This is a genomic window from Vibrio sonorensis, from assembly GCF_001854765.1.
Lineage (GTDB): Bacteria > Pseudomonadota > Gammaproteobacteria > Enterobacterales > Vibrionaceae > Vibrio > Vibrio sonorensis.
Genome location: NZ_LJJE01000013.1, coordinates 57,517 through 83,554 on the forward strand (window position 1 = coordinate 57,517; position 26,038 = coordinate 83,554).

Genomic DNA, 26,038 nt, shown 5'->3' on the forward strand with positions numbered 1-26,038 from the left:
GTAGCAACTAAGGGTAAGTCGCCTCTCTTTTTTCAGCCGCTTTGTCCCAGTCTGGAACGACGGTCTCTAAGAAATGTTTTTTATCCTTGTTCATTGTCTCCATATCCATACCAAGTGCCTGCTGTGCTTTTGCTTTGGTTGAAATGTCGGGAATGGCAATGGGATCGACAATTCCTTTGGTGGCAAGTAGACGAACAAGTTTGGTTCTCGCGTTCGCAGCACGGTCGACTGCCGTCCCCAAAACTTCTAAGGCAATTTCAGGAGCATGCATGTGAACGCCGTGTGAGGCGATGGCGTAATCCCAACGCCACTGAGCATGCCTGATATCTTGCAAAATGTCTTTCATCTCATCGTCAGTCGCTCCAGCTTCCCAAGCGGCACCAGCTTCAAAGTGTGCGGCGACTATCTGTTTCTCCGCGGTTAGCTTCATGTTTAAGACTTGCGCTTTTCGGCTTGAGACGATGTTCCTTAGTTGCTCTTTACTTTGGGTATGGCACTGAGCACAAGTATCTTCAAATCGGTCAAATGGATTGCCAACCTTGTGGTCGGTGTAAACCGTTCCGTCTTCTTTTGTGATTTTCGGCATATGGCAGTCGACACAGACCACTTTGTTTTTGCCGTGAATACCATCGCGCCACGTTTCCCAGCCGGGGTGCTGGGCTTTTAGCATTGGGGCTTTGGAGATTTTATGAGTCCAGTCTTTGAAGTTTAACGCGTCGTAGTAGCGTTCCATATCGTCGACGGTCGTACCCATATCCCAAGGAAACTTTACAGCTTTTGTCGGTCCAGTAAAGTAGTACTCGACATGGCATTGAGCGCAAACAGACGCTTGTTGCTCAAGCCTAGATTGATTTTCAAAATCTTTGCCTATTACTGAGAAAGCGCGTTCTACATAAGGTCTTGTGAGCGCTAGTTCAGGTTCGCCATTTTTGAACTTCTCACTTCTCGTATCGTGCAGTCGGCACACCCGATAGGGTTAGAAATATGATCCCCTAGCCGAGACCATTTTCCCTCGAAGTAACCATCTTCTCCTCGCTCGTCAATGACTCTTGCAACATCTGGGCTTTTACAGCTCCAACACGCCATCGGCATCGGGCCTGATTCACCATCTTTTGGGGCTCCAGTTCTCAAGGTTTGACGTACATCATCTAGAGCATAAAAGTGGCCTCTAGCTTTGTTGTAGTCTTTTGCAAACCCATACCCGGCCCAGAGAATAACCATGTTGGGATCTTCAGCAAGAGCATCTTCGATTTCTACGCTATCTTCTGTTTGCTTCCAAGACTGATATTGATCTGGGTGGTCATTTTGATAAGCATCGTTTCTTGTATCTATGATTGTATTTTCTTCAGATGCAGCAAAGCTGGCGAAACCGACTAAGGCGCTCACCAAACATATGAATGCGGCATTGGAAGTGTGTATCCAGTGCATTTTTTTCACAGTGCTATCTCCATATTCTGTTTGTTATTGGCAGCGTTGTGAACTGACTAATTCCAAATAGAGAATTGGAGAAACTAGTATTTATAATAAAGACTTAAAACACGATGAAAATTCGTAACTTATTTTGGTTTGTTTAAGATCAATTTACGGAAGTGATCTCTGTCATAATAGGATGTTAATACCTCTTTAGTGGTATGTGTAGAGTGTGTTTTTGTTAATGAAAACTATTACCATTTTTAAGTTGTAATAGTTCATTTTTATTTTGGTGATTTAGATCTGGAAGTTTATCGAATTTTGTACGACTTAGTTATTTAAATACGTAATATTTAAATTGATAGCGTTGTGGCTTTCCAATTGAGAATTGAAATTGTTTAGCATTTTTATGCTGAACCAATTCAAATGATAACGGGTTTAATATCAACCTGTTTTAAGGAAAGGATAATATGGGCAAGATAAAATTGGCCATAGTCATAATGCTAAAAATTATTCTAGCATTTTGCCTCTATGGTTATTCTCTCCATGTCGTTTCTGATTCGAATATCTCTAAGCAAAGAGAACAAGAGGATCGGCATGTCGTTACCCCAATCCGCGACAAGGACTATAAATGTACGCAATGCCATAAGGATGCGAAAGAAACCTTATTGCAATCTCACGGTGAAGGATCCCAAAAGATTTTGCAGCGTGAGCTCACTTGCACTGAATGCCACAACAACATTGGCCCCGATCACCGAGAAGGTGCTCCTCAGGTTATCAAATATTCGTCAGCTCAGTCTGAGCATGGCAGTAACAAAACCTTCTTAACACCTGAAGAAGTTCTCAAAGCCAATCAATTATGTACAGATTGTCATCAGCCTCAATACCTTCAGGAAGACAGTTGGACCCATGATGTTCATGCCGACAACCTGACGTGCTCAAACTGCCACGATGTTCACGGAAATAAGGGCAAGGTACTCAGTTTAGACCATAAGGAAAAAATACAGTTATGTGTCGACTGCCACTCAGACTTTAATCAGCTTAAGGGAGGGGACTAGTATGAGTTGTTCTAGACGAAACTTTTTACTTGGCTCTGGGGCTTTGATTATGACTACTGGAGTTGCTGGTACCGCGGTGCTGAGTAGTAAAAGGGCTCTCGCGTCGCAGCAAGTCAGCGCGATAAGTTACGGCATGGTGCATGATGAAACCTCTTGCATCGGATGTAGTGCCTGCACTGAAGCATGCCGAGAAGTAAATAAGGTTCCTGAAGGGGTTAGTCGGTTAGAGATCACTCAAAGCGAACCTGTTGGTGAATATCCAGAGATCAGTTATCGCTTCCAGCGCATATCGTGTCAGCACTGTGATAATCCGCCGTGTGTCTATGTTTGTCCTACCGGTGCCGCGTACAAAGATGAAACAACTGGTATCGTTGATATCCACAAAAACAAATGTGTCGGTTGTGGGTACTGCATTGCTGCCTGCCCATATCAGGTGCGTTTCTTTAATCCCGTTGATAAGTCAGCTGACAAGTGCAACTTCTGTCGAGATACAAACTTGGCACGAGGAAAACTTCCCGCATGTGTGGATTCTTGTCCTACTCAAGCGCTGATTTTTGGGGATCTTAACGACCCAAGTAGCGAAATCAATAAGGTGTTAGCAACAAATAGCTTCTACCGAGACAAAAAACATCTCGGCACTAAACCTAAGCTATTTAAAATTCCACATAGTTCAGGGGAGGCTTAAATATGAATGGCATAGAATCCGCTTTTCATTTTGACTCATTGGTTTGGGACTGGATTATTGCGGTGTACTTATTTTTAGCGGGAATGTCGGCCGGTGCCGTAATGATTGCTATATATTTAAATCGCCGAGTAATAGAGGGAGATCCAGCAGATAACGGTGTCATTAAAGCAACGGCGTGGCTTGCTCCTTTTGGAATAATATCGGGTTTATTGATATTGGTCTTTCATTTAACTAAGCCATTAGAGTTTTGGAAAATTATGATTTATTACAACCCGACATCCGTTATGTCCATGGGGGTTATTTTATTCCAGATTTATATGTTGGTTTTGTTTATATGGATTGGAGTGATTTTTAGGAGTGCAATTAATAATTGGCTAGGAGGTAAGTTTTCTTTTATAAATCAATTGCTAATAAAGTTTGGAAGGTTCAATAATACAATAGAAGTAGTATTGGCCTTAATGGCAATTATATTGGCGGCTTATACGGGTTTCTTACTGTCCGCATTAAAAACCTACCCCATGCTTAACAATCCTGTTTTGCCAATCTTATTCTTGTTTTCTAGTTTGTCCTCTGGTGCTGCAGCTTGTCTTCTTTTTGCTGTATTGGTATTCAAAGAGTCAGCCAGTAGCCCAAGCATAAGCTGGATTCATGGAGTTGAACGTCCTGTCGTGTTGTTTGAACTATTTGTACTAGTGACTTTTTTCACTGGGCTCATTTTCAGTGGCGGACAAAATGAAGTTGCCGCTTGGAATGCACTGACTGGTGGTTTTTGGGCGGATTGGTTCTGGTACGGAGTGATTCTACTGGGAATGCTACTACCACTGACACTAAACACCATTGCTCCCGAGCGTTTAAAGCATTCTAGTGGTTATATATTTGTGGTGACTGGATTGAGTATGGGGGGAGTATTGATGTTACGCACCTTTATTCTTTACGCTGGTCAAATGACGGTCGTTTAAGCGATGTGGTTTGGGGGAGCCGGTACCATAATACTGCTAACTGTCGCTCTGTTGTCGACGGTTAGCAGTGTGCTTTGTTTTTTTCGACTTACCTTTTGCAAAGGCGCTGTTGTTTTCCCAGTGGCTCGGTTGAACTTTGCTCTTTCATCTTGTGCTCTATTGATACTCGCAACTGCGTTTTTAGGGGACAGATTTGAAATCGAATATGTTGCTCTCAACTCGAACACTTTTTTACCAGACTTTTATAAGCTCGCAGCAGTATGGGGTGGACATCAAGGCTCTATGCTCTTTTGGCTATTTACTTTGAGTAGTTGGGCTGCATTGGTTGATTACAAGCTCAAATCGCCAGTGCGCTTTCGAAGCGATGTGGTTTGGGTTATGAACTTAATGATCGCCTGTTTTGCGTGGTTTACGATTTTTGCCTCTAACCCTTTTGAGTTTTCGTCGCAGTATGTCTCGCAGGGGCGAGATCTCAATCCAATGCTTCAGGATCTAGGCTTAATCTTACATCCACCACTGCTTTACCTTGGCTATATCGGATATTCCACGGTTTTAGCTTTTGCAATTGCGGCTTTGATGCAAGATAAAGTCGATGAGAGTTGGGTTTACTGGTCGAGATTTTGGTCAGTCAGTTCTTGGCTGTTTTTAACTGCGGGAATACTGATTGGTGCATGGTGGGCATACAAAGAGTTGGGTTGGGGAGGGTGGTGGTTTTGGGACCCCGTAGAAAATGCTTCCTTGTTACCTTGGCTATCCGGTACTTTACTTCTTCATGCCCAGTTCGTTATGCGAGTGGGTAAGGCGCTCAAGCTCACTACATTTGTTTTTGCCGTGACCACGTTCTGTTTAAGCATCTTAGGGACTTTTATTGTTCGTTCAGGACTGATTACATCAGTACATGCCTTTGCTTCAGACCCGAGTATAGGAGTGTTTTTATTGCTTATTTTGGCGATATTCTTAATTGGTGGTTTGCTGCTATTAGGGCGCCGATTAGATCAAATTACAAGCGCTAGTTTACTGCTCCAAAGCAAGTACGTTTTGCTAGGTGTTATTGCTTGTTGCATTTTGGTAACGGCCCTTATTACCGTTGCACTTGGGACCTTCTATCCACTTTTTTATAGCTACGTTTCTCCATTTAGTGTTTCTGTCGGAGCGCCTTACTTTAACGCGATTTTTACCCCACTCACATTGCTAGGATTACTTGTTCTAGGTTTTGCGCCATTGCTTAAACCGAATACCCATAGGCCGAGCACGCCTCTATCAACAGCTGTTATGTTAGTCGTCTCAGTGATCACTGGGGGATTATTGTATTGGATTCAAGTTGATGAGATTCGCTTGTGGCCTATTTTGTATTGGATAGCAGGTAGTTGGGTGTCAGTGACCCACTTTTGGTATTGGTGGAAGATTGGTGGGGTCAATCACACTGCTTTACTTGCCCACTTTGGCATCGTTGTGGTCGCGATATCGGCAGTCATGAATGCTCAGCATTCTTTTCAGGTCAATAGAAAGATTGAGTTAGGGCAGAGCATAGACTTTTCTCATTGGGAGATTGTTTACCTGGAATCAGATTGGTTGATTGGGGGCAACTACACAGCTGAGAAAGTCACCTTGAGTTGGTCACAAAGTGGCAAGCAAAGGTTTTGGCTTTATCCGGAAAAGCGGCACTATAACGTTAGAGTAATGACGATGAGTGAACCGGCAATTAAGCGATACTGGCACGGTGACTATTATGTCAACTTAGGTGAAAAGCTCGCAGCAGGGCAGTACTCGATAACCATACAGTACAATGCTTATATAATTTGGCTTTGGATTGGTGGGTTGCTAATTGTAACTTCTGGTTTGGTACCTTTTGTTCGCAGCATTAGACATGAGAGAAAAGGGGGAGAATTTGTTAAAAACATCTAGTTTCAAGCTGTTTGTTGTCGTGGTAATCACCATTTTGACGTTGATCCTTTTCGGATTGATGAACCAGAAAAAACTGCCTAACAACTCGGTGGTAAAACAGTTTCCTACTCGAAGTTTCCTCATGCTTGATCAGCGAGATCCCCAGCAAGCCGATTGGAGCGCGCATCCGTACCATATCGTCAACGTTTGGGCCTCTTGGTGTGGGATCTGTATAGAGGAGCATCCTTTTATCAATCAGTTATCAAGCGAAGGGATCCCAGTGGTAGGGCTTAACTATCGGGACAGTAAGCAACAAGCGCGGCGTTATTTATCTCAGCGTGGCGACCCTTACATTTGGACTATTTTTGATCCTAAGGGAGATTTTTCAATTGATTTGGGTGTTCTTGGAACCCCTGAGTCTTACTTGGTTGATAGTAAAGGAAAAATTGTTCTAAAACACACGGGTAGATTGACCAGAAAAGTGTGGTTATCTCATTTTAAACCCTACTTTAATAGTGATAAATCATGAAGTTCATGCGACTCATCTTACTGTGTGTGATTGCGATGAATTTTTCCGTAACGGCTTCTAATGAAGTGATCTTTGTTGAATCGAACAGCGAAGTTGAAAAGCAGCTGGCAAGCTTTGACTTTATCGATTCCAAAACGGAGCAAAGAGCGATCAACCTTGCCAAACAGTTGCGATGTCCTCAATGTCAGAATCAAAATTTATTAGAATCGAACTCTCCCGTCGCAATGGATTTAAGGTTATTGGTCTATCAACAAGTAAATCAGGGAAGAAGTGATCAACAAGTCAGCGAGTTTCTCGTTGCTCGTTATGGCGAGTTTGTTCTCTATCAACCTAAAATGTCAGCGAATAATCTTCTATTGTGGGGTATCCCCTTTTTACTCATGGCGGGTATCGCTTTACTCTCTCTATTACTTCTTAAAAGAAAGTCGTCCTCGTCTTCTTGATTAAGGTTGCCATTAACCCCATGTAATGAATATTCAGCGTGTGTAGTGGAAGCGTTTCTTTGCGGTATTCAATCGATCAGTATGATAAAAATGGCTTTTTAAAAGCGCCTATTTGGCTGTGGCTGGGATGGATGTTACTCGCCAAAGATTGGGTGATCTTTATTATCGCAGGGGTCAGTCGCGAGCACGGTAGTAAACTGCTGACCATGTTATACCCAACTTATGACTTGCTTTATTTTGGGATCGCTATGGGAGTGCCAAGTGTGGCACTTATGTGGAGTATCAGTTTGCGACAGCCAGACAGAAAATGGCTCAACTATGTCGTGTCATGGGGCAAACCTGTTACCTTACTGGTCGCTATACTTCAGCTTACTCACGGGATATACAATGTGGTGCTCAGTCATGGTCAATTTCATTGGCTGAATAGCGTTACACTTCTATTATTAGGCTGGTTTATTCTTTATGTGTGTAAGAGTAAAACAGTACGAACTTGCTTCCAAATTCCACAGTGGGAGAAATGATCCCAGTCAAAGCGATTTCATAATTTAGGTCTACACTGTGTCCATGGCCCGTATCCTATCGGGTAATAAAAACAACAATGTGAGAAATAATTATGTCGCAAACTCAAAGTGCAATTTTGCCTGAAGCGGGGCCTTTTGCTCTCTACTCATTACTTAAAGTTAACCGCCAAGCTCAATCGGTTTTGGATGCTCTAAAGAAACTACCCGAACTCGTATCAGAGCTAAATCAGTCCCAAAAAGAAGCGGATTTAACAATTAGTATTGCGTTCAGCCACTCATTTTGGCAACAGTTGGACCAGACTATGCCAAATGAATTAGAACCATTTTCTCCTTTGGGAGAGGGGAGCACCCATGCGCCAGCGAGCGAAGTTGATGTGTTGCTTCACTGTCATTCAAATCGCCACGATCTTCACTTCTATGTACTGCGCAAGTTGTTAGAAGAGATTTCAGAATACGTAGACGTTGTGGACGAAACCTACGGATATCGCTATCTAGATTCTCGGGACATGACCGATTTTGTCGATGGTACGGAAAACCCAAAAAACGAAAAACGCGCAGACGTCGCGGTGATTTCAGAGGGTGAGCACGCTGGTGGTAGTTATGTCATGGTACAGAGGTTTATTCACAATTTACCGGCATGGAACCGTCTTAATGTTTCGGCGCAGGAAAAAGTTGTAGGACGGACAAAGCCTGACTCCATCGAGTTGGATGATGTACCGGCCGCCTCTCATGTTGGACGAGTCGATATCAAACAAGAAGGGGTTGGACTAAAAATTGTAAGGCATAGCTTGCCCTATGGCAGTGCGTCTGGCGAACACGGTCTGTTGTTTATTGCCTACTGTAACACCTTGAACAATTTCAAAGTGATGCTGGAGAGTATGTATGGTGTGACGGATGGAAAAACAGACCAACTGCTGCGATTTACTCAAGCCGTTACTGGGGCATATTTCTTTGCACCATCGACGACAATGCTCAGCGAGCTATCTGTTAGATAACCGGTAGTTAAGCAAATAGAAAAACGAGCCAATTAGGCTCGTTTTTTTTGTTAAAGAAGCGCCTTAATTGGTCGATATACTGAGAGTAAGCAAATAGGAGCCCATTGATTCATGACCATTACCGTCAATACCAATGTTTCAGCGATGACGGCGCAGCGTTACCTAAACAACGCTACCCATCAACTGAATCAATCTCTGGAGCGTTTGTCTTCAGGGAATCGTATTAACAGTGCAAAAGATGATGCGGCAGGTTTACAGATTTCTAATCGATTAGAATCTCAAATGCGGGGTCTAGATGTTGCGGTAAGAAATGCCAACGATGGTATTTCCATTATGCAAACAGCAGAAGGCGCCATGCAAGAAACCACCAGCCTATTGCAACGAATGAGAGATTTGTCTATTCAGTCAGCCAACGGTTCCAATAGCAAAGCAGAGAGACAAGCTTTGCAGGAAGAAATGGCGGCTTTAAACGATGAATTGAACAGAATTGCTGAAACTACCTCTTTTGGTGGTCGAAAACTACTCAATGGTAGTTTTGGAGAGTCGTCGTTCCAGATCGGCGCCAGTTCAGGTGAAGCCGTTCAGGTTTCCCTAAAGAACATGCGTTCCGACAGCCTAGATATGGGTGGATTTAGTTATATTGCTTCGGCAATGGCTGATGATAGTTGGAAGGTTGGCCAAGGTAATCAAACTTTGGTGATGCAATACACTGACGCCAGTGGGCAACAAGATACCATTCAAATCAAAGCCAAGATTGGTGATGATATTGAAGAGCTTGCTACTTACATCAATGGTCAAACGGATAAAGTCAGTGCTTCTGTTAATGAAAACGGACAGTTGCAGATCTTTATGGCGGGTAAAAATACGTCTGGAACCATTTCGTTCTCAGGTAACTTAGCCAGCACATTGCAGATGAACCTTTCTGGTTACGAGGCGGTAGACAATCTCGATATATCTAGTGTTGGCGGAGCGCAGCGTTCAATTTCAGTCATTGATACAGCATTAAAGTACGTGGATAGCCATCGTTCAGAACTCGGGGCGATGCAAAACCGATTTACGCACGCCATTTCTAATCTAGATAATGTGCATGAGAATCTCGCTGACTCAAATAGCCGTATCAAAGATACCGACTACGCCAAAGAAACGACTCAACTTATTAAGCAACAAATTTTGCAACAAGTGAGTACGTCTATTTTGGCTCAGGCGAAAAAACAACCGAACCTCGCACTGACTTTACTAAGTTAAGAGCCCAGTTGCACAGGGCTTTGCCTTCTATTTTTTAAAACGCCACTTTCGACAGTAAAAGCCAAATCTTTAATAAAAAATTTTATTATTTGTATTTTTTGGCCAACTCATCACGTCTATAGGCCCAAAGTTATTTTTTTCTAAAAAAACTAAACTTTTTTCTAAAGGTTTTGGATTAGGTGCCGTTAAAAGAAGTAACTTTTGAGAGAACTACTTGGTTTTCCGAGACGTCGGAAACCGGAAACATCGGAAAATCAATTGGAGACACCATCATGGCAGTGAATGTAAACACTAACGTATCAGCGATGACAGCACAGCGTTACCTAAACAGCGCTAACAACGCACAGCAAACATCTATGGAGCGTCTGTCATCAGGGTTTAAGATCAACAGCGCAAAAGACGACGCAGCTGGTCTACAAATTTCTAACCGTTTAAACGTACAAAGCCGAGGCTTGGACGTAGCAGTACGCAATGCAAATGACGGTATCTCTATCGCTCAAACCGCTGAAGGTGCGATGAATGAGACCACGAACATACTACAACGTATGCGTGACCTATCTTTGCAAAGTGCTAACGGTTCTAACTCAAGTTCAGAGCGTACGGCGATTCAAGAAGAGATCACCGCGCTTAACGATGAGCTTAACCGTATCGCAGAAACCACATCATTTGGTGGTAACAAGCTTCTAAACGGTACTTTCACTACTAAATCAATGCAGATTGGTGCGGATAATGGTGAAGCAGTAATGCTAACTCTAAACAACATGCGTTCTGATAACGCAGGTATGGGGGGAGACAGCTATGTTGCAGCCAACGGTAAAGACAAAAACTGGTCTGTTCAAGCTGGTTCTAACGAACTAGCAATTACACTGACACCAAAAGACGGCGTAGAAGAAACCATTAACATCAGCGCGAAAGTCGGTGATGATATCGAAGAACTGGCAACTTACATCAATGGTCAAACCGACTTGGTGAAAGCTTCAGTAAACGAAGATGGTCAGCTACAAGTATTTGCAGGCTCAAACAAAGTCGACAGCGCAGTAGCTTTCGGTGGCAGTCTAGCTGGTGAGCTAAGCATGGGCGAAGCTAAAGCGATGACAGTAGACACTATCGACGTAAGAACAGTAGGTGGTGCTCAAGAGTCGGTTGCTATTATCGATACTGCACTTAACTATGTAGATAGCCACCGTGCTGAGCTGGGTGCATTCCAAAACCGATTCAGCCACGCAATCAGCAACTTGGACAACATTAACGAAAACGTTAACTCATCTAAGAGCCGAATCAAAGACACTGACTTTGCGAAAGAGACAACGGCACTAACGAAGAGCCAAATTCTTTCTCAAGCATCAAGCTCAGTATTGGCACAGGCAAAACAAGCGCCAAACTCTGCACTAAGTCTTTTAGGCTAAAGTTAAAAAGTAAGAAAAAATCCAGCTTCGGCTGGATTTTTTTATGTCTCGCGTTCGGTAAGTTACAAAAAAGCAATATTTGCGTCACAAAAAATCACGTTTTTTCAGTGAATTAGAAAAAAATTAATTTTTTCCTAAAGCTTATTTTCCCTTAGCCGTTAAAGGACTGAGAGAAATGAGATGCGTCAAAGTGAGGTGAGAGACACGATGACGCGTCGCCTTAGATGCCAAAGGAGATCAATTATGGCAATAAACGTCAATACCAATGTGTCGGCGATGACCGCACAGCGTTACCTAAATAACGCTGCTGACGGTATGCAGAAGTCGATGGAGCGGTTGTCGTCGGGTTACAAAATTAACAGTGCCCGAGATGACGCTGCAGGTCTGCAAATATCCAACCGACTAACTTCACAGAGCCGTGGCTTGGACATGGCTGTCAAAAACGCGAATGACGGTATCTCGATTGCTCAAACCGCAGAAGGTGCGATGAACGAGACAACCAACATTCTTCAACGTATGCGTGATCTTTCTTTGCAATCCGCCAATGGCTCGAACTCAAGCTCCGAGCGTCAAGCGATTCAAGAAGAGGTGACCGCACTGAATGACGAACTTAACCGTATTGCAGAAACCACTTCTTTTGGTGGTAATAAACTGCTAAACGGTCAGTTTGGTAGCCGTTCTTTCCAAATCGGTGCTGGTTCTGGTGAAGCGGTACAATTGACGATGGGCAGCATGCGTTCGGATACTGCCGAAATGGGTGGCGTTGCTTATGTTGCAGAAACAGGCAAATCGGCCGATTGGCGTGTGGCTGAAGGCACGACAGATATAGTATTGGGCTATAATGATGTTAATGGACAGGCGCAAGAACTGACCATTAATGCGAAAGTAGGCGATGATATTGAACAGCTTGCCACTTACATCAACGGTCAAAGTCAAGACATTAAGGCTTCTGTTGGTGAAGGAGGTAAGCTGCAGCTGTTTGGTTCGAGCCAGCAAGTCGACGGTGAGATTAGTATCTCTGGAGGCTTAGGTTCTGATATTGGCTTCGGTACAGCGCAAAATAGAACGGTCGCAGATATCGACGTATCGTCTGTAGCGGGAGCTCAGATGTCGGTCTCCGTTCTCGATGGCGCTTTAAAAGCCGTCGACAGTCAACGTGCCGAGTTGGGTGCATTCCAAAACCGTTTTGGACATGCAATCAACAATCTAGATAACATCAACGAGAACGTTAACTCGTCTCGTAGCCGTATTCTAGATACTGACTACGCCAAAGAAACGACCCAGATGACTAAGTCTCAGATCCTACAACAGGCGAGTACTTCTGTTCTGGCGCAGGCGAAGCAGTCACCATCGGCAGCTCTTAGCTTATTAGGTTAATCGATAGGTTCGATTGGAGCTTATTGGGAAGAGTAATGTAACTATTACTGACCTATAAGGTGGAAGGGAGATTGTTATGGAGATACCATCCTACACATCGAACATCCAGCCTTACGGCTCACAAAGTGGCACTAAAATTGCTTCAGAACAGCAAGCTGCAAAGCCCGCCTCTAATGAGATACGGGACAGTCAGGCATCAGAGGTAAGCAAAAAGTCCACTCAGACTGTAGAAAAAGCGATTGAACTTGCAAAAGAACGAGAGCAGCTTAACAGGGAGGAAAGGCAAAGAATGGTAGAACAGATGAATGATTTTATCTCTTCTATCAATACGGGATTGTCTTTCCGAGTGGATGAAGAAGCCGGTCGAGATGTTGTGACCATCTATGAAGCGAGTACTGGTGATATAATTCGCCAGATACCCGACGAGGAGATGTTAGAAATCTTGCGACGCCTTAGAGCTCAAACAGCCAGATATTCTTCAGGCTTGGTGAACGATAGGGTGTAAACACGTTTTGAGGTGATTGGATGAGTTTTGGCCCTTTGGGTATGAATACTGGCATGGATATCAATTCTGTGGTCAGCAAAATTGTCGATGCGGAGCGCGTGCCTAAACAGCAACGCATCGAGAATGAGCAGATCAAAATTGATTCCAGTATTAGTGCCTATGGGCGACTCAGAGAGTCGCTGGATACGATGAAAAATCTTATGACGAAGTTTCGTCAGGAGAAGGCGTTTGCCGCCCGATCTGTCGAAACGACTAATGAGAATGTTGTAACCGCGACGGCAACAACAGAAGCTATCGCTGGTAGATACGCTATCGATGTGTTGCAGCTTGCTCAGAGTCATAAAATAGCGTCGGATGTCGTAGACAAAGATGCTAAATTTGGCCCTGGCAAGCTGCAGATTTCGCTCGGTGATAAATCCTTTACCACCGACGTAACTGCAAATTCAAACTTGGTTGATATCGTCCGAGGTATCAATAACAGCAAATCAAATCCTGGAGTTCGCGCCTCTGTTATCAATGATGTGGCGGGACCTCGTCTAATCGTCGCTTCCAGTATTTCTGGTGAAGAGAACGATGTCAGTATTTCCGTGGATGCCAAACAGGGCGATCCACTGCGAAAACTCGAATACAAAACCCTAGAGCAAAGGGTGAGAGATCTAGAAAACGCCAGAGCGGCGGCACAAGATCTTCTCAGTCCTCTAACCGAAGAGGAGCAAGCTCTTGCCGACAAAATCGCTGAGAAAAACATCGAAGCGGCAAAACTTGTCGATCAAGAGATTTCGGTACAAGCCAAACAAGCGGCCAGTGGTGTCGATCCGAATGCGGCCAAAGATGTCACACCGGGAAATGAAATATCACAAGCGGCCGTCGCCGCGGCTGCCGCAGCCGGTGTTGAAGCCACTAAATTTTTAAAACCCGAAGAACGCATCCCCGGTTGGTCAGAAACCGCGTCAGGTACCCTGTTAGATTCGTATTGGGAACCAGAACCGGAGCTGGATGCAAAAGCGCTAGAAAAATCACCGGATGTACCCGGTTGGTCCAATACCGCTTCAGGTACGTTGACAGACTCTTATGTGACTCCCAAAGAAGCTCAGCAAGCATTAGAAGCAAAACTTGCCAATGAGCAAGAGTCGATAGAGTTAGCGCTGGCAAGCGGCGAAATAACGCCAGAGCAAGCTAAAGAGATGGAACGCGCGCGTCTTACACCTGACGAACGTGCTTACATGGAGCGCGTGGACAAGGCTCAGGCGGATTTAAAATCGGCTCAAGAGGCCTTTGATTCCTATCGCGGTATGACGGAAGTTCAAGCCGCTCAAGATGCCAAAGTTCTGTTGGATGGTGTGGCTCAACTATCCAGTAACAACAACATTATTGAAGAAGCGATAGAGGGTGTTGATCTGACCTTGAAAGGACGCACTGACAAGGACCAACCTTCGTCTGAAATTGATATTGAATACGACAGGCCCGGTGTCCGAGAAGACATTGAGCAGTTTGTCGCAGCCTACAATCAGTTTTTTCAAGTCAGTAAAGAGCTGGCGGGGGTAGATCCTAGAACGGGTCAAGCTGGGCCACTCTCTGGCGACAGTATTGTTCGCAGTGCTGATTCGCGATTAAAGTCAGTGTTTTCATCTGTTGTAGAACCCGCGCCTCAAGATTTAAAAACACTGACCGAGTTTGGTATTACCACTACTCGTCAGGGTAATTTAGAAATTAACTACGATATGTTAGATCGTCAGTTAAACAATAACTTCAACAAGTTGGGTGATTTCTTTGGTGGAAACCAAGGCTTTGCGAAAAAGGTCGAGGATGCCATTCACACCATGACAGGTGTGACGGGATCAATCCGTACCAGAGAGCAAAGTTTGACTGAGAGAAATTATCGCCTTCAAGACGACCAAGCGGCACTAGATCGCCGCATGGAAAGTCTAGAAAAACGGACACATGCCAAATTTACGGCGATGCAAGACGCGACGAGCAAAATGCAGTCACAGCTCGCGGGGATGATGAATGCTCTCGGCGGATAAATGGTGTACAGAAATCGCATTATTGAGTGAGGTGGATCACGTAATCAAATCACACCTTGCTTCAGATTCGATAAATCCTGAAGAAATTGTTCTCTTGGTCGATAGAAGGGAACAGATATTGCAAACTCTACTAAACTCAATAAAAGAGTGTCCAGAGTTTGCCGAGAGTGAGCAGTGGCAAACCGCTATACGGGACACCCAGCTCATTGCTGAGCAGATGCAAGCCCAAACACAAGCGTTTGGAAAGGAGCTGAGTAAGCTCCGACATGGCAACAAATCCGTTCAGCAATACAAGAAGTTTTTATAATCAAAGAGGAAAGTTATGCGCGGTTCTTTACAGGCTTACAAGAAGGTATCGGTAGATAGCCAACTCAGTGCTGCCTCCCCGCATAAGATTGTTCAAATGCTAATGGCAGGAGCAATAGAGCGCCTTATTCAAGGTAAAGCTGCGATGGAGCAGGGAAATATCCCTATGAAAGGAGAGCGATTAGGTAAGGCTCTCGACATCATTATCAGCTTGCGTAGTTGTCTATCCATGGACGATGGTGGCGATATTGCAAAAAATTTGGACCAACTTTATGAGTTTATGGTCACGCAAATTACGGCTGCTAACCACCAAAATGACACTCAAGCAATAGATGATGTGATTGATATTATTAGAGAAATCAAGTCTGCTTGGGACCAAATTCCTCAGGAATATCACAACCTTACAGCATCGGATGTCGGAATGTAATCAATTACAGTCAAGTGTTTGAAAGGATTTGAACCAATAAAAACAAAGGATTGGGTGTAATATCACATCAAGTAATTGCTTGGTTGCCTTATTTTTATTATCAAATAGAATAGAAGCCACTAAACGCCGAGTGGCTTCTTTTGTTGTTGATATTTATAAATTGTCTATCCGCTGAGCGAAGCCTATAGTTAGGTTTGGACAAGTATGGATATTTATCGACAGCAACGTTTCAAAAAAGGCAATCAATCTCACCTATGCAAGGTTTAGCAAAACTGCTTGTGATTGAAGATGACGTGAATGCGCGCACCAATCTAAGCAACATATTGGAATTTGTTGGGGAACAGTGTGAGGCCGTTTCTTCTGCTCAAATCAAAGGAATTGATTGGGCTGGAGTATGGGCTGGTTGTATCGTAGGTTCATTAGACGGCGACAAGTTCACGCCAGAACTAAGAGAAAAGCTGGCCAGTGCAAATCATGTACCTCTCCTGATCGCTGGTAAACACCAGTATCCAGTCGAAGAGCTCCCTAACTATGTGGGAGAATTAGAGTATCCACTCAATTATCCTCAATTGAGTGAAGCCCTTCGCCACTGTAAAGATTTTCTCGGTAAAAAGGGGGTTAACCTCGGTGCGACCTCTCGAAAGAATACCCTTTTCCGCAGCTTAGTGGGTCAGAGTCTTGGTATCAAAGAAGTTCGTCACTTGATCGAACAAGTTTCCACAACAGAAGCAAACGTATTGATATTAGGTGAGTCCGGCACCGGTAAAGAAGTTGTCGCGAGAAATATCCACTATCACTCTGCGCGTCGCAACGGCCCTTTTGTACCCATTAACTGTGGTGCAATCCCACCAGATCTTTTGGAAAGCGAGCTTTTTGGACACGAAAAAGGGGCGTTTACCGGAGCGATTACTTCTAGAAAAGGTCGATTTGAACTCGCTCAAGGCGGCACACTATTTTTAGATGAAATTGGCGATATGCCAATGCCGATGCAAGTTAAGCTATTGCGTGTACTTCAAGAGCGCTGTTTTGAACGCGTTGGTGGCAACAGCACGATTAAAGTGGACGTCCGCGTGATTGCGGCGACGCACCGCAACTTAGAAAACATGATAACAGACGAGTCTTTTCGCGAAGATTTGTACTACCGCTTGAATGTTTTCCCGATTGAAATGCCGGCGTTAAAAGATCGCAAAGAAGACATTCCCCTATTGCTGCAAGAGTTAATGACCCGTATGGAGTCGGAAGGTGCGCAACCTATCGCCTTCACACCAAGGTCAATCAACTCTTTGATGGAGCACGGTTGGCCGGGTAATGTACGCGAACTAGCAAACCTAGTAGAGCGCATGATCATTCTTTATCCCAACAGCTTAGTTGATGTAAATCACCTGCCGACTAAGTATCGCTATACGGATATTCCTGAATTTCATCCTGAATTTCACGATCAAGCATCAGTGGAAGAGTTGGAGCGAGATGCACTACAGGATATTTTCTCTGACAGCTTTAGTTTTGAAGAAGCAGAACCTTTTACTGAGCACAGTAATTCACCACAGTCTTTGCCTCCAGAAGGCGTGAATCTCAAAGAGTTGCTGGCAGAATTGGAAGTCAACATGATCAACCAAGCGCTTGAAGCTCAAGATGGAGTGGTAGCGAGAGCTGCAGATATGTTGGGCATGCGGCGAACCACACTGGTCGAGAAGATGCGCAAGTACAACTTACAGCGTTAATAGGCTGTCAAAAAACTGACCTGCACATAAATTGTTGAAAAATAAACAAAAAAGTCTGGCATGCATTTTGTATGACAGACTTTTGTAGTTTTATTGGCAGAATAACGACATGCAGGCAACAAAAAACGAAAACCAAGAGAGCCAGCTAGGTTCGCTTGAGCAGCAAGTAGAGAGATATCAACAGGTGTTGGATGTGATGCCTGCAGGCGTGATCTTGCTTGATACTCAGGGGACGGTGATCGAAGCCAACCCAGAGGCGCAACGTCTATTGGAGCTCTCGTTGGTTGGTGAAAAATGGTTTTCGATTATTCAGGCCGCATTTGCTCCTCGTGAGGATGACGGGCACGAAATTTCCTTGAGAAATGGTCGAAAAGTGCGATTGGCCATTTCAGCGTCTTCGACAGGGCAGTTGATACTGATCACTGACTTAACGGAGACGCGTCTACTGCAATCAAGGGTGAGCGATTTACAACGCCTCTCTTCGTTGGGAAGAATGGTTGCCTCACTTGCACACCAAGTAAGAACGCCACTTTCAAGTGCGATGTTGTACGCGTCAAACCTCGCTGCCCCTAACCTTGCCCCAGCGACAAGAGATCGCTTTCAAACTAAGTTAATGGACAGGTTGTACGACCTCGAAAAGCAAGTAAATGATATGCTGCTCTTTGCCAAAGGCGGCGACAACAAAGTCATTAATCGCTTTGCGATCTCTGATCTGGTTGCCGAGTTTTCACCTATGGTGGAAACCGCAATTAAAAGCAATAACATCGACTACTTTTTAGAAGTTGAAGGGGCTGAAACCGAGTTAATGGGCAATGCCAATGCACTGGCATCAGCCTTGAGTAACCTAGTTATGAATGCCATTCAGATTGCGGGTAAAGAGTCGCAACTGGACGTCTTTTTTAGGCCAGTAAACGATCAACTAAAAATATCGGTACAAGACAGTGGCCCAGGAGTACCAGCCGAACTGCAAAGCAAAATTATGGAACCCTTCTTTACTACTCGCTCACAAGGTACTGGCCTTGGTTTAGCGGTCGTTCAGATGGTGTGCCGAGCTCATGATGGGCAATTAGAATTGATTTCAAATCCGGGGGATGGTGCCTGTTTCACCATGTGTATTCCGTTGGAGCGACACGCCTCTGACGAGCAAAATAAAATGACTGGAGATTAGTTATGGCTCAAAGCAAAGTCTTAATAGTTGAAGATGATGAAGGTTTGCGCGAAGCCTTAGTCGATACGCTAGCTTTAGCTGGTTATGAATGGCTGGAAGCGGACAGCGCCGAAGACGCTCTAGTTAAGCTCAAAACCAACCAAGTCGATATTGTTGTATCTGACGTTCAGATGGCGGGAATGGGCGGTTTAGCCTTACTGAGGAACATCAAACAGCACTGGCCGAATCTTCCCGTGTTGTTAATGACCGCTTACGCCAACATTGAAGATGCAGTTTCTGCCATGAAAGATGGTGCAATAGATTACATGGCAAAGCCATTTGCACCGGAAGTTTTGCTTAATATGGTGAGTCGTTATGCACCAGTGAAATCAGATGACAACGGCGATGCTGTGGTCGCCGATGAAAAAAGCCTTAAGCTGCTAGCCTTGGCCGATAAAGTGGCTAAAACGGATGCCAATGTAATGGTGCTTGGCCCTAGTGGTTCAGGTAAAGAAGTGATGTCTCGTTACATCCACAACGCATCAAACCGCAAAGACGGGCCATTTGTCGCCATCAACTGTGCTGCAATCCCAGATAATATGTTAGAAGCGACTCTGTTTGGTTACGAGAAAGGGGCATTTACCGGAGCTGTACAGGCGTGTCCGGGTAAATTTGAACAAGCCCAAGGCGGGACCATTCTACTCGATGAGATCAGTGAAATGGATCTCAATCTACAGGCCAAGTTACTGCGAGTTCTGCAAGAGAGAGAAGTAGAACGCTTAGGAAGTCGTAAAAGCATCAAGCTGGACGTACGAGTACTTGCCACCAGTAACCGAGATCTCAAACAGTATGTACAAGAAGGCGAGTTCAGAGAAGATTTGTACTATCGTCTCAATGTATTCCCAATCGCTTGGCCAGCACTATGTGAGCGCAAAGGTGACATCCAGCCTCTGGCCCAGCACCTTGTAGAGAGGCATTGTCAGAAACTAGGCCTGCCTGTTCCTAAAGTCAGTGAATCAGCACTCAGCAAGTTGATGAGTTATACCTGGCCCGGAAACGTTCGCGAGCTGGACAATGTGGTTCAGAGAGCATTGATTCTGAGTGAAAATGGTCATATCGACGGTGAACATATTCTTCTTGAAGGGTTAGATTGGCAGGATGCATCGAGCCTACAAAAGATGGTTGAATCAAATGATGTTGCAGAGCCAACCGTCAAACCATTGGCTGAAGTGAATGACGCAAAAAGCGTGATTGGCAGCGCAACAGGTAATGGGTTGGGTAGTGATTTAAGAGACCAAGAATACGCCATAATTTTGGAGACCATGGCGGAATGTCACGGGCGACGGAAAGAGATGGCAGAGAAACTAGGCATTAGTCCACGCACTTTGCGCTATAAATTGGCTAAGATGCGTGATGCTGGTATAGAAATACCTAGTTAATAAACTGAAAAGAATAAGAAAAGCGAGTAGAATAATCTGCTCGTTTTTTGTTTGCATAGCATCCAATATTTATCGGAAAAATAGTTGCCTTAAAATGGCATACTCTTTGCAGCATTAAGTATACGTAAATAGCAAAAGTCAAAGTGTTGACATCAGAGGTTATGATGAGAGTTGATGGATTTCAGGGTGAGATGCAAGCGATGATGCTTGAAGCAACAAACTCCCAACCTGCAGCGACAGGCCAGAAAGTTGGTGCTGATTTTGGCGATATGCTCAGCAAAGCCATCAACAACGTAAACAGCTTGTCAAAAACCTCAAGTGATCTCCAAATGCGCTTTGACCGCGGTGATCAAGACGTTTCACTTTCCGACGTAATGATTGCAAGAAACAAATCGAGCGTTGCTTTTGAAGCAACCATTCAGGTGCGCAACAAGCTTGTAGAAGCGTACAAAGAACTGATGAACATGCCGGTATAATTTAGGTAACTCCAGTGGCAGAGCAAAATCAATCAACCGATCTGGCAGTAACTGATACTCCTACTGATGGCGGAGCACTTGTTTCTTCTTCACCAGAGGTCGATCTAGATACGCAGAATCCAGATATCGATGAGAAAAGCAGTAGCAAACTCGATTTTGCAGTGGGCGATTTAGACCTATTGCGTCAAGTGGTACTGGTACTCTCAATTTCAATCTGTGTGGCACTAATCGTGATGCTGTTTTTTTGGGTAAAAGAGCCCGAAATGCGTCCATTAGGTGCTTATGATACCGAAGAACTCATCCCCGTTCTCGATTATCTAGATCAGCAAAAGCAAGAATATAAACTGGAAGGTAATACCATCCACGTACCAACCAGCGACTATAACAGTTTGAAACTTAATATGGTTCGGGCTGGGCTAAACCAAGAGCGTCAAGCTGGCGATGAAATCCTACTTCAAGACATGGGTTTTGGTGTATCTCAGCGTCTAGAACAAGAGCGTTTAAAGCTAAGCCGAGAACGTCAACTTTCAAAAGCTATCGAAGAGATGAAGCAAGTGCGCAAAGCACGAGTATTGCTCGCTCTTCCAAAGCAGAGTGTATTTGTTCGCCACAACCAAGAAGCGTCAGCATCCGTCTTTTTAACTCTTCGCACTGGAACTACACTTAAGCAAGAAGAAGTGGATTCGGTTGTAGACATGGTGGCGAGTGCTGTTCCGGGAATGAAACCGAGCAAAATTACAGTGACGGATCAACACGGTCGCTTGTTGAGCTCAGGTTCTCAAGATCCAGCGTCAGCAGCACGACGTAAAGAACACGAACTGGAGCGCAAACAAGAACAAGCGCTTAGAGACAAAATTGACTCAGTATTGATCCCTATTTTGGGTTTTGGTAACTACACGGCTCAAGTCGATATTCAGCTTGATTTCAGTGCTGTTGAGCAGACCCGTAAATCTTTTGACCCCAATACACCGTCAACCCGAAGCGAGTACACATTAGAAGACTATAATAACGGTAACGTCGTGGCTGGCGTACCGGGAGCGTTGAGTAATCAACCTCCAGCCGATGCTTCTATTCCACAAGATGTGGCGCAAATGAAAGACGGCAGTTTGATGGGCCAAGGTTCAGTGCACAAAGAAGCGACTCGTAACTACGAACTTGATACAACGATCAGTCATGAACGTCGTCAAACAGGCGTGGTTAACAGACAAACCGTTGCAGTAGCCATTAAGAATCGAGCGATCACAAATCCTGAAACAGGGGAAACGACCTATCAACCTTTAACAGATGCGGAGCTAAACTCAATCCGCCAAGTATTGGTCGGCGCGGTTGGCTTTGATGAATTAAGAGGTGATCTGCTCAATGTACTTAGCATGCAGTTTGCTGAGCCAGAAGTTGAACAGATTGCGGAAGTGCCCATTTGGGAGCATCCAAACTTCAACGATTGGATTCGTTGGTTTGCAAGTGCCATAGTCATTATTGTCGTTGTCCTCGTACTGGTTCGCCCTGCGATGAAGAAATTGCTCAACCCAGCTACGGATGAGGACGAAGATCAACTGTACGGTCCAGATGGATTGCCTATTGGGGTAGATGGAGAAACAAGTCTTATCGGTGGAGACATGGATGGCGGCGAGCTGTTCGAGTTTGGCTCCACTATCGACTTGCCAAATCTACATAAAGATGAAGACGTGCTGAAGGCGGTCCGTGCCCTAGTGGCGAACGAACCAGAACTCGCAGCTCAAGTAGTGAAGAATTGGGTGGAAGATGCCTAACGATATTGTACCGAAAGAAGAGGGCGGTGAGGTTATTGAATCCACCGTCGATATTTCAGCGATTCCCGGTGAAGAGAAAGCGGCTATCTTATTGCTCAGTCTAAATGAGGAAGATGCCGCGGGCATCATTCGCCACTTAGAACCAAAGCAAGTTCAGCGCGTCGGTAGTGCAATGGCACGAGCGGCAGATCTTAGTCAAGACAAAGTGGGTGCCGTTCACCGTGCTTTTCTAGAAGACATTCAGAAATACACCAATATTGGTATGGGCAGTGAAGACTTTATGCGCAATGCCCTAGTCGCGGCTCTTGGTGAAGACAAAGCGAACAACTTGGTTGACCAAATCCTATTGGGTACTGGTTCCAAAGGTTTGGATTCACTGAAATGGATGGATCCACGTCAGGTTGCCAGTATCATAATCAACGAGCACCCTCAGATTCAAACCATTGTACTCTCTTACTTAGAGCCAGATCAGTCTGCGGAAATTTTATCTCAGTTTGCCGAGCGCGATCGCCTCGACCTTATGATGCGAATTGCCAACCTAGAAGAGGTTCAGCCTTCGGCACTAGCCGAGCTAAACGAAATCATGGAGAAGCAGTTTGCTGGTCAGGCGGGTGCACAAGCAGCCAAGATTGGTGGCCTGAAAGCGGCTGCGGAGATTATGAACTACATGGACAACAACGTCGAAGGCGTCTTGATGGAGCAAATCCGAGATCAAGACGAAGATATGGCGACGCAGATCCAAGATCTTATGTTCGTATTCGAAAACCTTATCGAAGTGGACGATCAAGGTATTCAGAAGCTGCTTCGCGATGTGCCACAAGATGTCTTGCAGCGTGCGCTTAAAGGTGCCGATGATGGCTTGCGAGATAAGATATTCAAGAACATGTCTAAACGCGCAGCTGAGATGATGAAAGACGATTTGGAAGCTATGCCTCCAATCAAGGTTTCCGATGTGGAAGCAGCGCAAAAAGAAGTGCTTGCCATTGCAAGACGAATGGCCGACAACGGAGAACTCATGTTGTCTGGTGGTGCAGACGAGTTCTTGTAATCAAACCTTGATTTTAATAGAACAGTAAAGATTGAGATTGGTATGACGACAGAACGAAAACGCGGCTTTTTAAGACCCAGTGAAGAAGTGACAGTGGAAGATGCACAGCGCTGGGGGCTGCCAGATTATACCGATGAAACCAATCAGCAAGCGAAAGAAACGGCGCTTAACTACGATCCGGGTTGGATGCCGACGTTTGAAGAGACGCAAACGGAAGAAGCGCCTAAAGAGCTGACGGAAGAAGAAATAGAGCTGATCAAGCAGCAGGCCTATCAAGAAGGTATGCTACAAGGCCAAGAAGCTGGTTTTAAGCAAGGTTATGAAAAAGGTAAGCAACAGGGTCTTGAAGAAGGTCATGCCGAAGGCTTGGAGTCAGGTAAGCTAGAAGGTGTTGCCGCGGGCCAAGAGTTTATTCAAGAACAGGTAAACACCTTTATTAACCTCGCCAACCAGTTTGCCCAACCCTTAGAGTTAATGAATGCTCAGGTTGAAAAGCAGTTAGTAGACATGGTTCTGACCTTAACGAGAGAAGTGATTCACGTCGAGGCGCAAACCAATCCACAAGTCATTCTCGATACGATTAAAGAGTCGGTAGAGGCTCTGCCGATCTCAGGTCACCAGATCACCCTGAAACTCCACCCCGATGACGTAGAAATCATACGCTCGTCCTACGGTGATGAGCAACTTTCGTTTAGAAACTGGACCTTGGTTGGTGAACCAGCGCTTAACCGCGCAGATGTTCAAATCGAAGCGGGAGAGTCGAAGGTCGACTATCGCATAGAAGATCGCATTCGCACCGTTCTACAGAGCTTTTGTGGTGTTAACCGACATCAAGGTGGCGAGTAATGTTAGAGCTGGCCCAGAGATTAGGACAGTACAAAACTCAAGGGCTAACCTGTCGGCCAGTTGCTTCCGGCCGATTGGTGCGCGTGGTAGGACTGACATTGGAAGCGACAGGCTGCAGAGCACCAGTTGGTAGCCAGTGCAAGGTCGAAACTATGCACGGCGCCATAGATGCCGAGGTGGTCGGTTTTTCTGGCGACAGCCTATTTTTGATGCCAAGTGAGCAGATTAGCGGCATTCTTCCCGGTGCCAAAGTCACTCCAATTACTGGAGAAGCAGGCCTACCAGTTGGTATGGAACTGCTTGGACGGGTAATTGATGGTGTAGGTAACCCCCTTGATGGACTTGGACCTATCTATACGGAAAAACGTGCCTCATTTAACGCAGAGCCAATTAACCCCCTTGCGCGAAAGCCCATTTCAGAGCCTTTAGATGTGGGTATTAAAGCGATCAATGGCATGTTAACGGTGGGTAAAGGACAGCGTATTGGTTTATTTGCAGGTTCTGGTGTGGGTAAATCCGTTACCTTGGGAATGATGACGCGAGGAACGACAGCTCAAGTCGTGGTTGTTGGCTTAATTGGTGAGCGTGGTCGAGAAGTTAAAGAATTTATCGAAGAGATATTGGGCGTAGATGGTAGACAGCGTTCCGTGGTGGTAGCAGCACCTGCTGACTCGTCTCCTTTGATGCGTCTAAAAGGTTGCCAAACCGCGTTAACTATTGCGGAGTATTTTAGAGACCAAGGTTTAGACGTACTACTTTTGATGGACTCACTAACGCGTTTTGCTCAGGCTCAACGCGAAATAGCGCTATCTGTAGGCGAACCTCCTGCCACTAAAGGTTATCCACCCTCCGTATTTGCTAAGCTTCCAGCGCTTGTTGAGCGAGCGGGTAATGGCGACGAAAATCAGGGCTCGATTACGGCATTTTTTACTGTTCTAACAGAAGGTGATGATCTACAAGATCCTATTGCTGATGCCTCCCGAGCAATATTGGATGGTCATGTGGTGCTCTCCCGTGAGCTTGCCGATGCGGGCCACTATCCGGCTATTGACGTTGAGAAGTCCGTTAGTCGTGTTATGCCACAGATCACTAGTGAAGAGCATATGTTGATGTCAAAAGCGGTACGACAAGTACTCTCTGTCTGCCGTAAAAATCAAGACTTGGTTTCAATCGGTGCTTATAAGCCAGGCTCAGACCCCGCCATTGACGGGGCGTTTACAATTAAGCCTAAGCTAGACGCGTATTTGCAACAAGGAATGAAAGAAAGTGTTCCCTATGAAATGTGCGTAAACATGCTAGGCCAGATGCTGCAAAGTGATTAGTAGATTATGGAAAACGCTTTAGAGTTCTTATTAGAGCAGTCACAAGATCAGGAGCACCAAGCAGTATTGGCGTTAAACAAAGCGCGCAGTGAGCTTGAAGATTACTATACGCAACTAAAGCAGATTGAACAGTATCGGTTAGATTACTGCAATCAGTTGGTGGAAAGAGGAAAATCAGGACTGACTGCAAGCGAATATACTCACCTAAATCGATTTCTTACTACATTAGATGAAACCCTTTCCAAGCAAAAGCAAGCAGAAGACCATTTTAAGGACCAAGTGGAGAACTGCGAACAGCACTGGCTCGACATTCGAAAACAGAGACGTTCTTATGAATGGCTAATGGAAAAAAAGCGCACTGAAAAACAGAAACTGGCTGATGCGCGTGAGCAAAAAGAGCTTGATGAGCTATCCACTATTCAGTTTAGTCGTCGTAAACCCATCTAACCTCCTTTCCTTAATTATACTTGGCGCACTTTTTGCACATTAGGTTAAC

24 protein-coding genes and 1 pseudogene are annotated in these 26,038 nt (G+C 44.9%); 24 read left to right on the plus strand and 1 reads right to left on the minus strand.

Translation table 11 applies throughout. The features are described 5' to 3' along the window. Positions 1–7: 7 nt before the first annotated feature. Positions 8–1,437 (minus strand): annotated as a pseudogene (gene nrfA / locus BLO31_RS02850) (ammonia-forming nitrite reductase cytochrome c552 subunit). A gap of 443 nt (positions 1,438–1,880) precedes the next feature. Here nrfA and nrfB point away from each other — a divergent pair. From nrfB to fliJ, 24 genes are all read left to right on the plus strand, one after another. Then, the gene (gene nrfB / locus BLO31_RS02855) at positions 1,881–2,468 is read left to right on the plus strand and encodes a cytochrome c nitrite reductase pentaheme subunit (RefSeq protein ID WP_070962796.1); all 588 of its coding nucleotides are present in this window, start codon (positions 1,881–1,883) and stop codon (positions 2,466–2,468) included. A 1-nt stretch (position 2,469) separates the two neighbouring features. Beyond that, entirely contained in the window at positions 2,470–3,153 is a 684-nt protein-coding gene (gene nrfC / locus BLO31_RS02860; protein WP_070962797.1) for a cytochrome c nitrite reductase Fe-S protein, read from the plus strand. Positions 3,154–3,155: 2 nt separating this feature from the next. Beyond that, positions 3,156–4,112, plus strand: coding sequence for a cytochrome c nitrite reductase subunit NrfD (nrfD, locus tag BLO31_RS02865; protein WP_070962798.1), 957 nt, complete (start codon positions 3,156–3,158; stop codon positions 4,110–4,112). 3 nt (positions 4,113–4,115) lie between these two features. After that, positions 4,116–6,017: a heme lyase CcmF/NrfE family subunit gene (locus BLO31_RS02870; RefSeq protein WP_070962799.1), complete on the plus strand. Its 1,902-nt coding sequence runs from the start codon at positions 4,116–4,118 to the stop codon at positions 6,015–6,017. Continuing rightward, positions 6,001–6,525: a DsbE family thiol:disulfide interchange protein gene (locus tag BLO31_RS02875; protein ID WP_245688371.1), complete on the plus strand. Its 525-nt coding sequence runs from the start codon at positions 6,001–6,003 to the stop codon at positions 6,523–6,525. Before BLO31_RS02870 ends, BLO31_RS02875 begins: the two co-directional genes overlap by 17 nt. Beyond that, entirely contained in the window at positions 6,522–6,968 is a 447-nt protein-coding gene (locus tag BLO31_RS02880) for a cytochrome c-type biogenesis protein (protein WP_139158919.1), read from the plus strand. The genes BLO31_RS02875 and BLO31_RS02880 overlap by 4 nt, the downstream gene beginning before the upstream one ends. Positions 6,969–7,027: 59 nt before the next feature. After that, entirely contained in the window at positions 7,028–7,489 is a 462-nt protein-coding gene (locus tag BLO31_RS02885) for a DUF2919 domain-containing protein (protein ID WP_070962838.1), read from the plus strand. Positions 7,490–7,581: 92 nt separating this feature from the next. Then, positions 7,582–8,484, plus strand: a complete 903-nt coding sequence (locus BLO31_RS02890; protein WP_070962801.1) for a Dyp-type peroxidase — start codon at positions 7,582–7,584, stop codon at positions 8,482–8,484. A 111-nt stretch (positions 8,485–8,595) separates the two neighbouring features. Continuing rightward, positions 8,596–9,729 (plus strand): flagellin, encoded by a 1,134-nt coding sequence (locus BLO31_RS02895; RefSeq protein ID WP_070962802.1) that lies wholly within the window; start codon positions 8,596–8,598, stop codon positions 9,727–9,729. 272 nt (positions 9,730–10,001) lie between these two features. Further along, the gene (locus tag BLO31_RS02900; protein WP_070962803.1) at positions 10,002–11,135 is read left to right on the plus strand and encodes a flagellin; all 1,134 of its coding nucleotides are present in this window, start codon (positions 10,002–10,004) and stop codon (positions 11,133–11,135) included. A gap of 243 nt (positions 11,136–11,378) precedes the next feature. After that, positions 11,379–12,512 (plus strand): flagellin, encoded by a 1,134-nt coding sequence (locus BLO31_RS02905; protein WP_070962804.1) that lies wholly within the window; start codon positions 11,379–11,381, stop codon positions 12,510–12,512. 76 nt (positions 12,513–12,588) lie between these two features. Beyond that, entirely contained in the window at positions 12,589–13,017 is a 429-nt protein-coding gene (gene flaG / locus BLO31_RS02910; protein ID WP_070962805.1) for a flagellar protein FlaG, read from the plus strand. Positions 13,018–13,037: 20 nt separating this feature from the next. Further along, positions 13,038–15,041, plus strand: coding sequence for a flagellar filament capping protein FliD (gene fliD, locus BLO31_RS02915; protein ID WP_070962806.1), 2,004 nt, complete (start codon positions 13,038–13,040; stop codon positions 15,039–15,041). Next, on the plus strand, positions 15,025–15,348 hold the full coding sequence (fliT, locus tag BLO31_RS02920; protein ID WP_070962807.1) for a flagellar protein FliT: 324 nt from the start codon (positions 15,025–15,027) through the stop codon (positions 15,346–15,348). The genes fliD and fliT overlap by 17 nt, the downstream gene beginning before the upstream one ends. 15 nt (positions 15,349–15,363) lie before the next feature. Then, positions 15,364–15,774, plus strand: coding sequence for a flagellar export chaperone FliS (fliS, locus tag BLO31_RS02925; protein ID WP_070962808.1), 411 nt, complete (start codon positions 15,364–15,366; stop codon positions 15,772–15,774). A 254-nt stretch (positions 15,775–16,028) separates the two neighbouring features. Beyond that, positions 16,029–17,495, plus strand: coding sequence for a sigma-54 dependent transcriptional regulator (locus tag BLO31_RS02930; protein WP_070962809.1), 1,467 nt, complete (start codon positions 16,029–16,031; stop codon positions 17,493–17,495). 109 nt (positions 17,496–17,604) lie between these two features. Further along, positions 17,605–18,663 (plus strand): sensor histidine kinase, encoded by a 1,059-nt coding sequence (locus BLO31_RS02935; protein ID WP_070962810.1) that lies wholly within the window; start codon positions 17,605–17,607, stop codon positions 18,661–18,663. A gap of 2 nt (positions 18,664–18,665) precedes the next feature. Continuing rightward, positions 18,666–20,081, plus strand: a complete 1,416-nt coding sequence (locus tag BLO31_RS02940) for a sigma-54-dependent transcriptional regulator (protein WP_070962811.1) — start codon at positions 18,666–18,668, stop codon at positions 20,079–20,081. A gap of 164 nt (positions 20,082–20,245) precedes the next feature. Beyond that, a complete protein-coding gene (gene fliE / locus BLO31_RS02945) occupies positions 20,246–20,557 on the plus strand; it encodes a flagellar hook-basal body complex protein FliE (RefSeq protein WP_070962812.1) in 312 nt (103 codons plus the stop codon). A gap of 14 nt (positions 20,558–20,571) precedes the next feature. Next, entirely contained in the window at positions 20,572–22,326 is a 1,755-nt protein-coding gene (gene fliF / locus BLO31_RS02950) for a flagellar basal-body MS-ring/collar protein FliF (RefSeq protein WP_070962813.1), read from the plus strand. Then, positions 22,319–23,374: a flagellar motor switch protein FliG gene (fliG, locus tag BLO31_RS02955; protein ID WP_070962814.1), complete on the plus strand. Its 1,056-nt coding sequence runs from the start codon at positions 22,319–22,321 to the stop codon at positions 23,372–23,374. The genes fliF and fliG overlap by 8 nt, the downstream gene beginning before the upstream one ends. A gap of 42 nt (positions 23,375–23,416) precedes the next feature. Continuing rightward, complete coding sequence (fliH, locus tag BLO31_RS02960) at positions 23,417–24,220, plus strand: flagellar assembly protein FliH (RefSeq protein ID WP_070962815.1); 804 nt, start codon at positions 23,417–23,419, stop codon at positions 24,218–24,220. Beyond that, complete coding sequence (gene fliI / locus BLO31_RS02965) at positions 24,220–25,542, plus strand: flagellar protein export ATPase FliI (RefSeq protein WP_070962816.1); 1,323 nt, start codon at positions 24,220–24,222, stop codon at positions 25,540–25,542. Before fliH ends, fliI begins: the two co-directional genes overlap by 1 nt. A 6-nt stretch (positions 25,543–25,548) precedes the next feature. Then, positions 25,549–25,989 carry a flagellar export protein FliJ gene (gene fliJ / locus BLO31_RS02970; protein ID WP_070962817.1) on the plus strand — a complete coding sequence of 147 codons (441 nt, stop codon included), beginning with the start codon at positions 25,549–25,551 and terminating at the stop codon, positions 25,987–25,989. Positions 25,990–26,038: the final 49 nt, after the last annotated feature.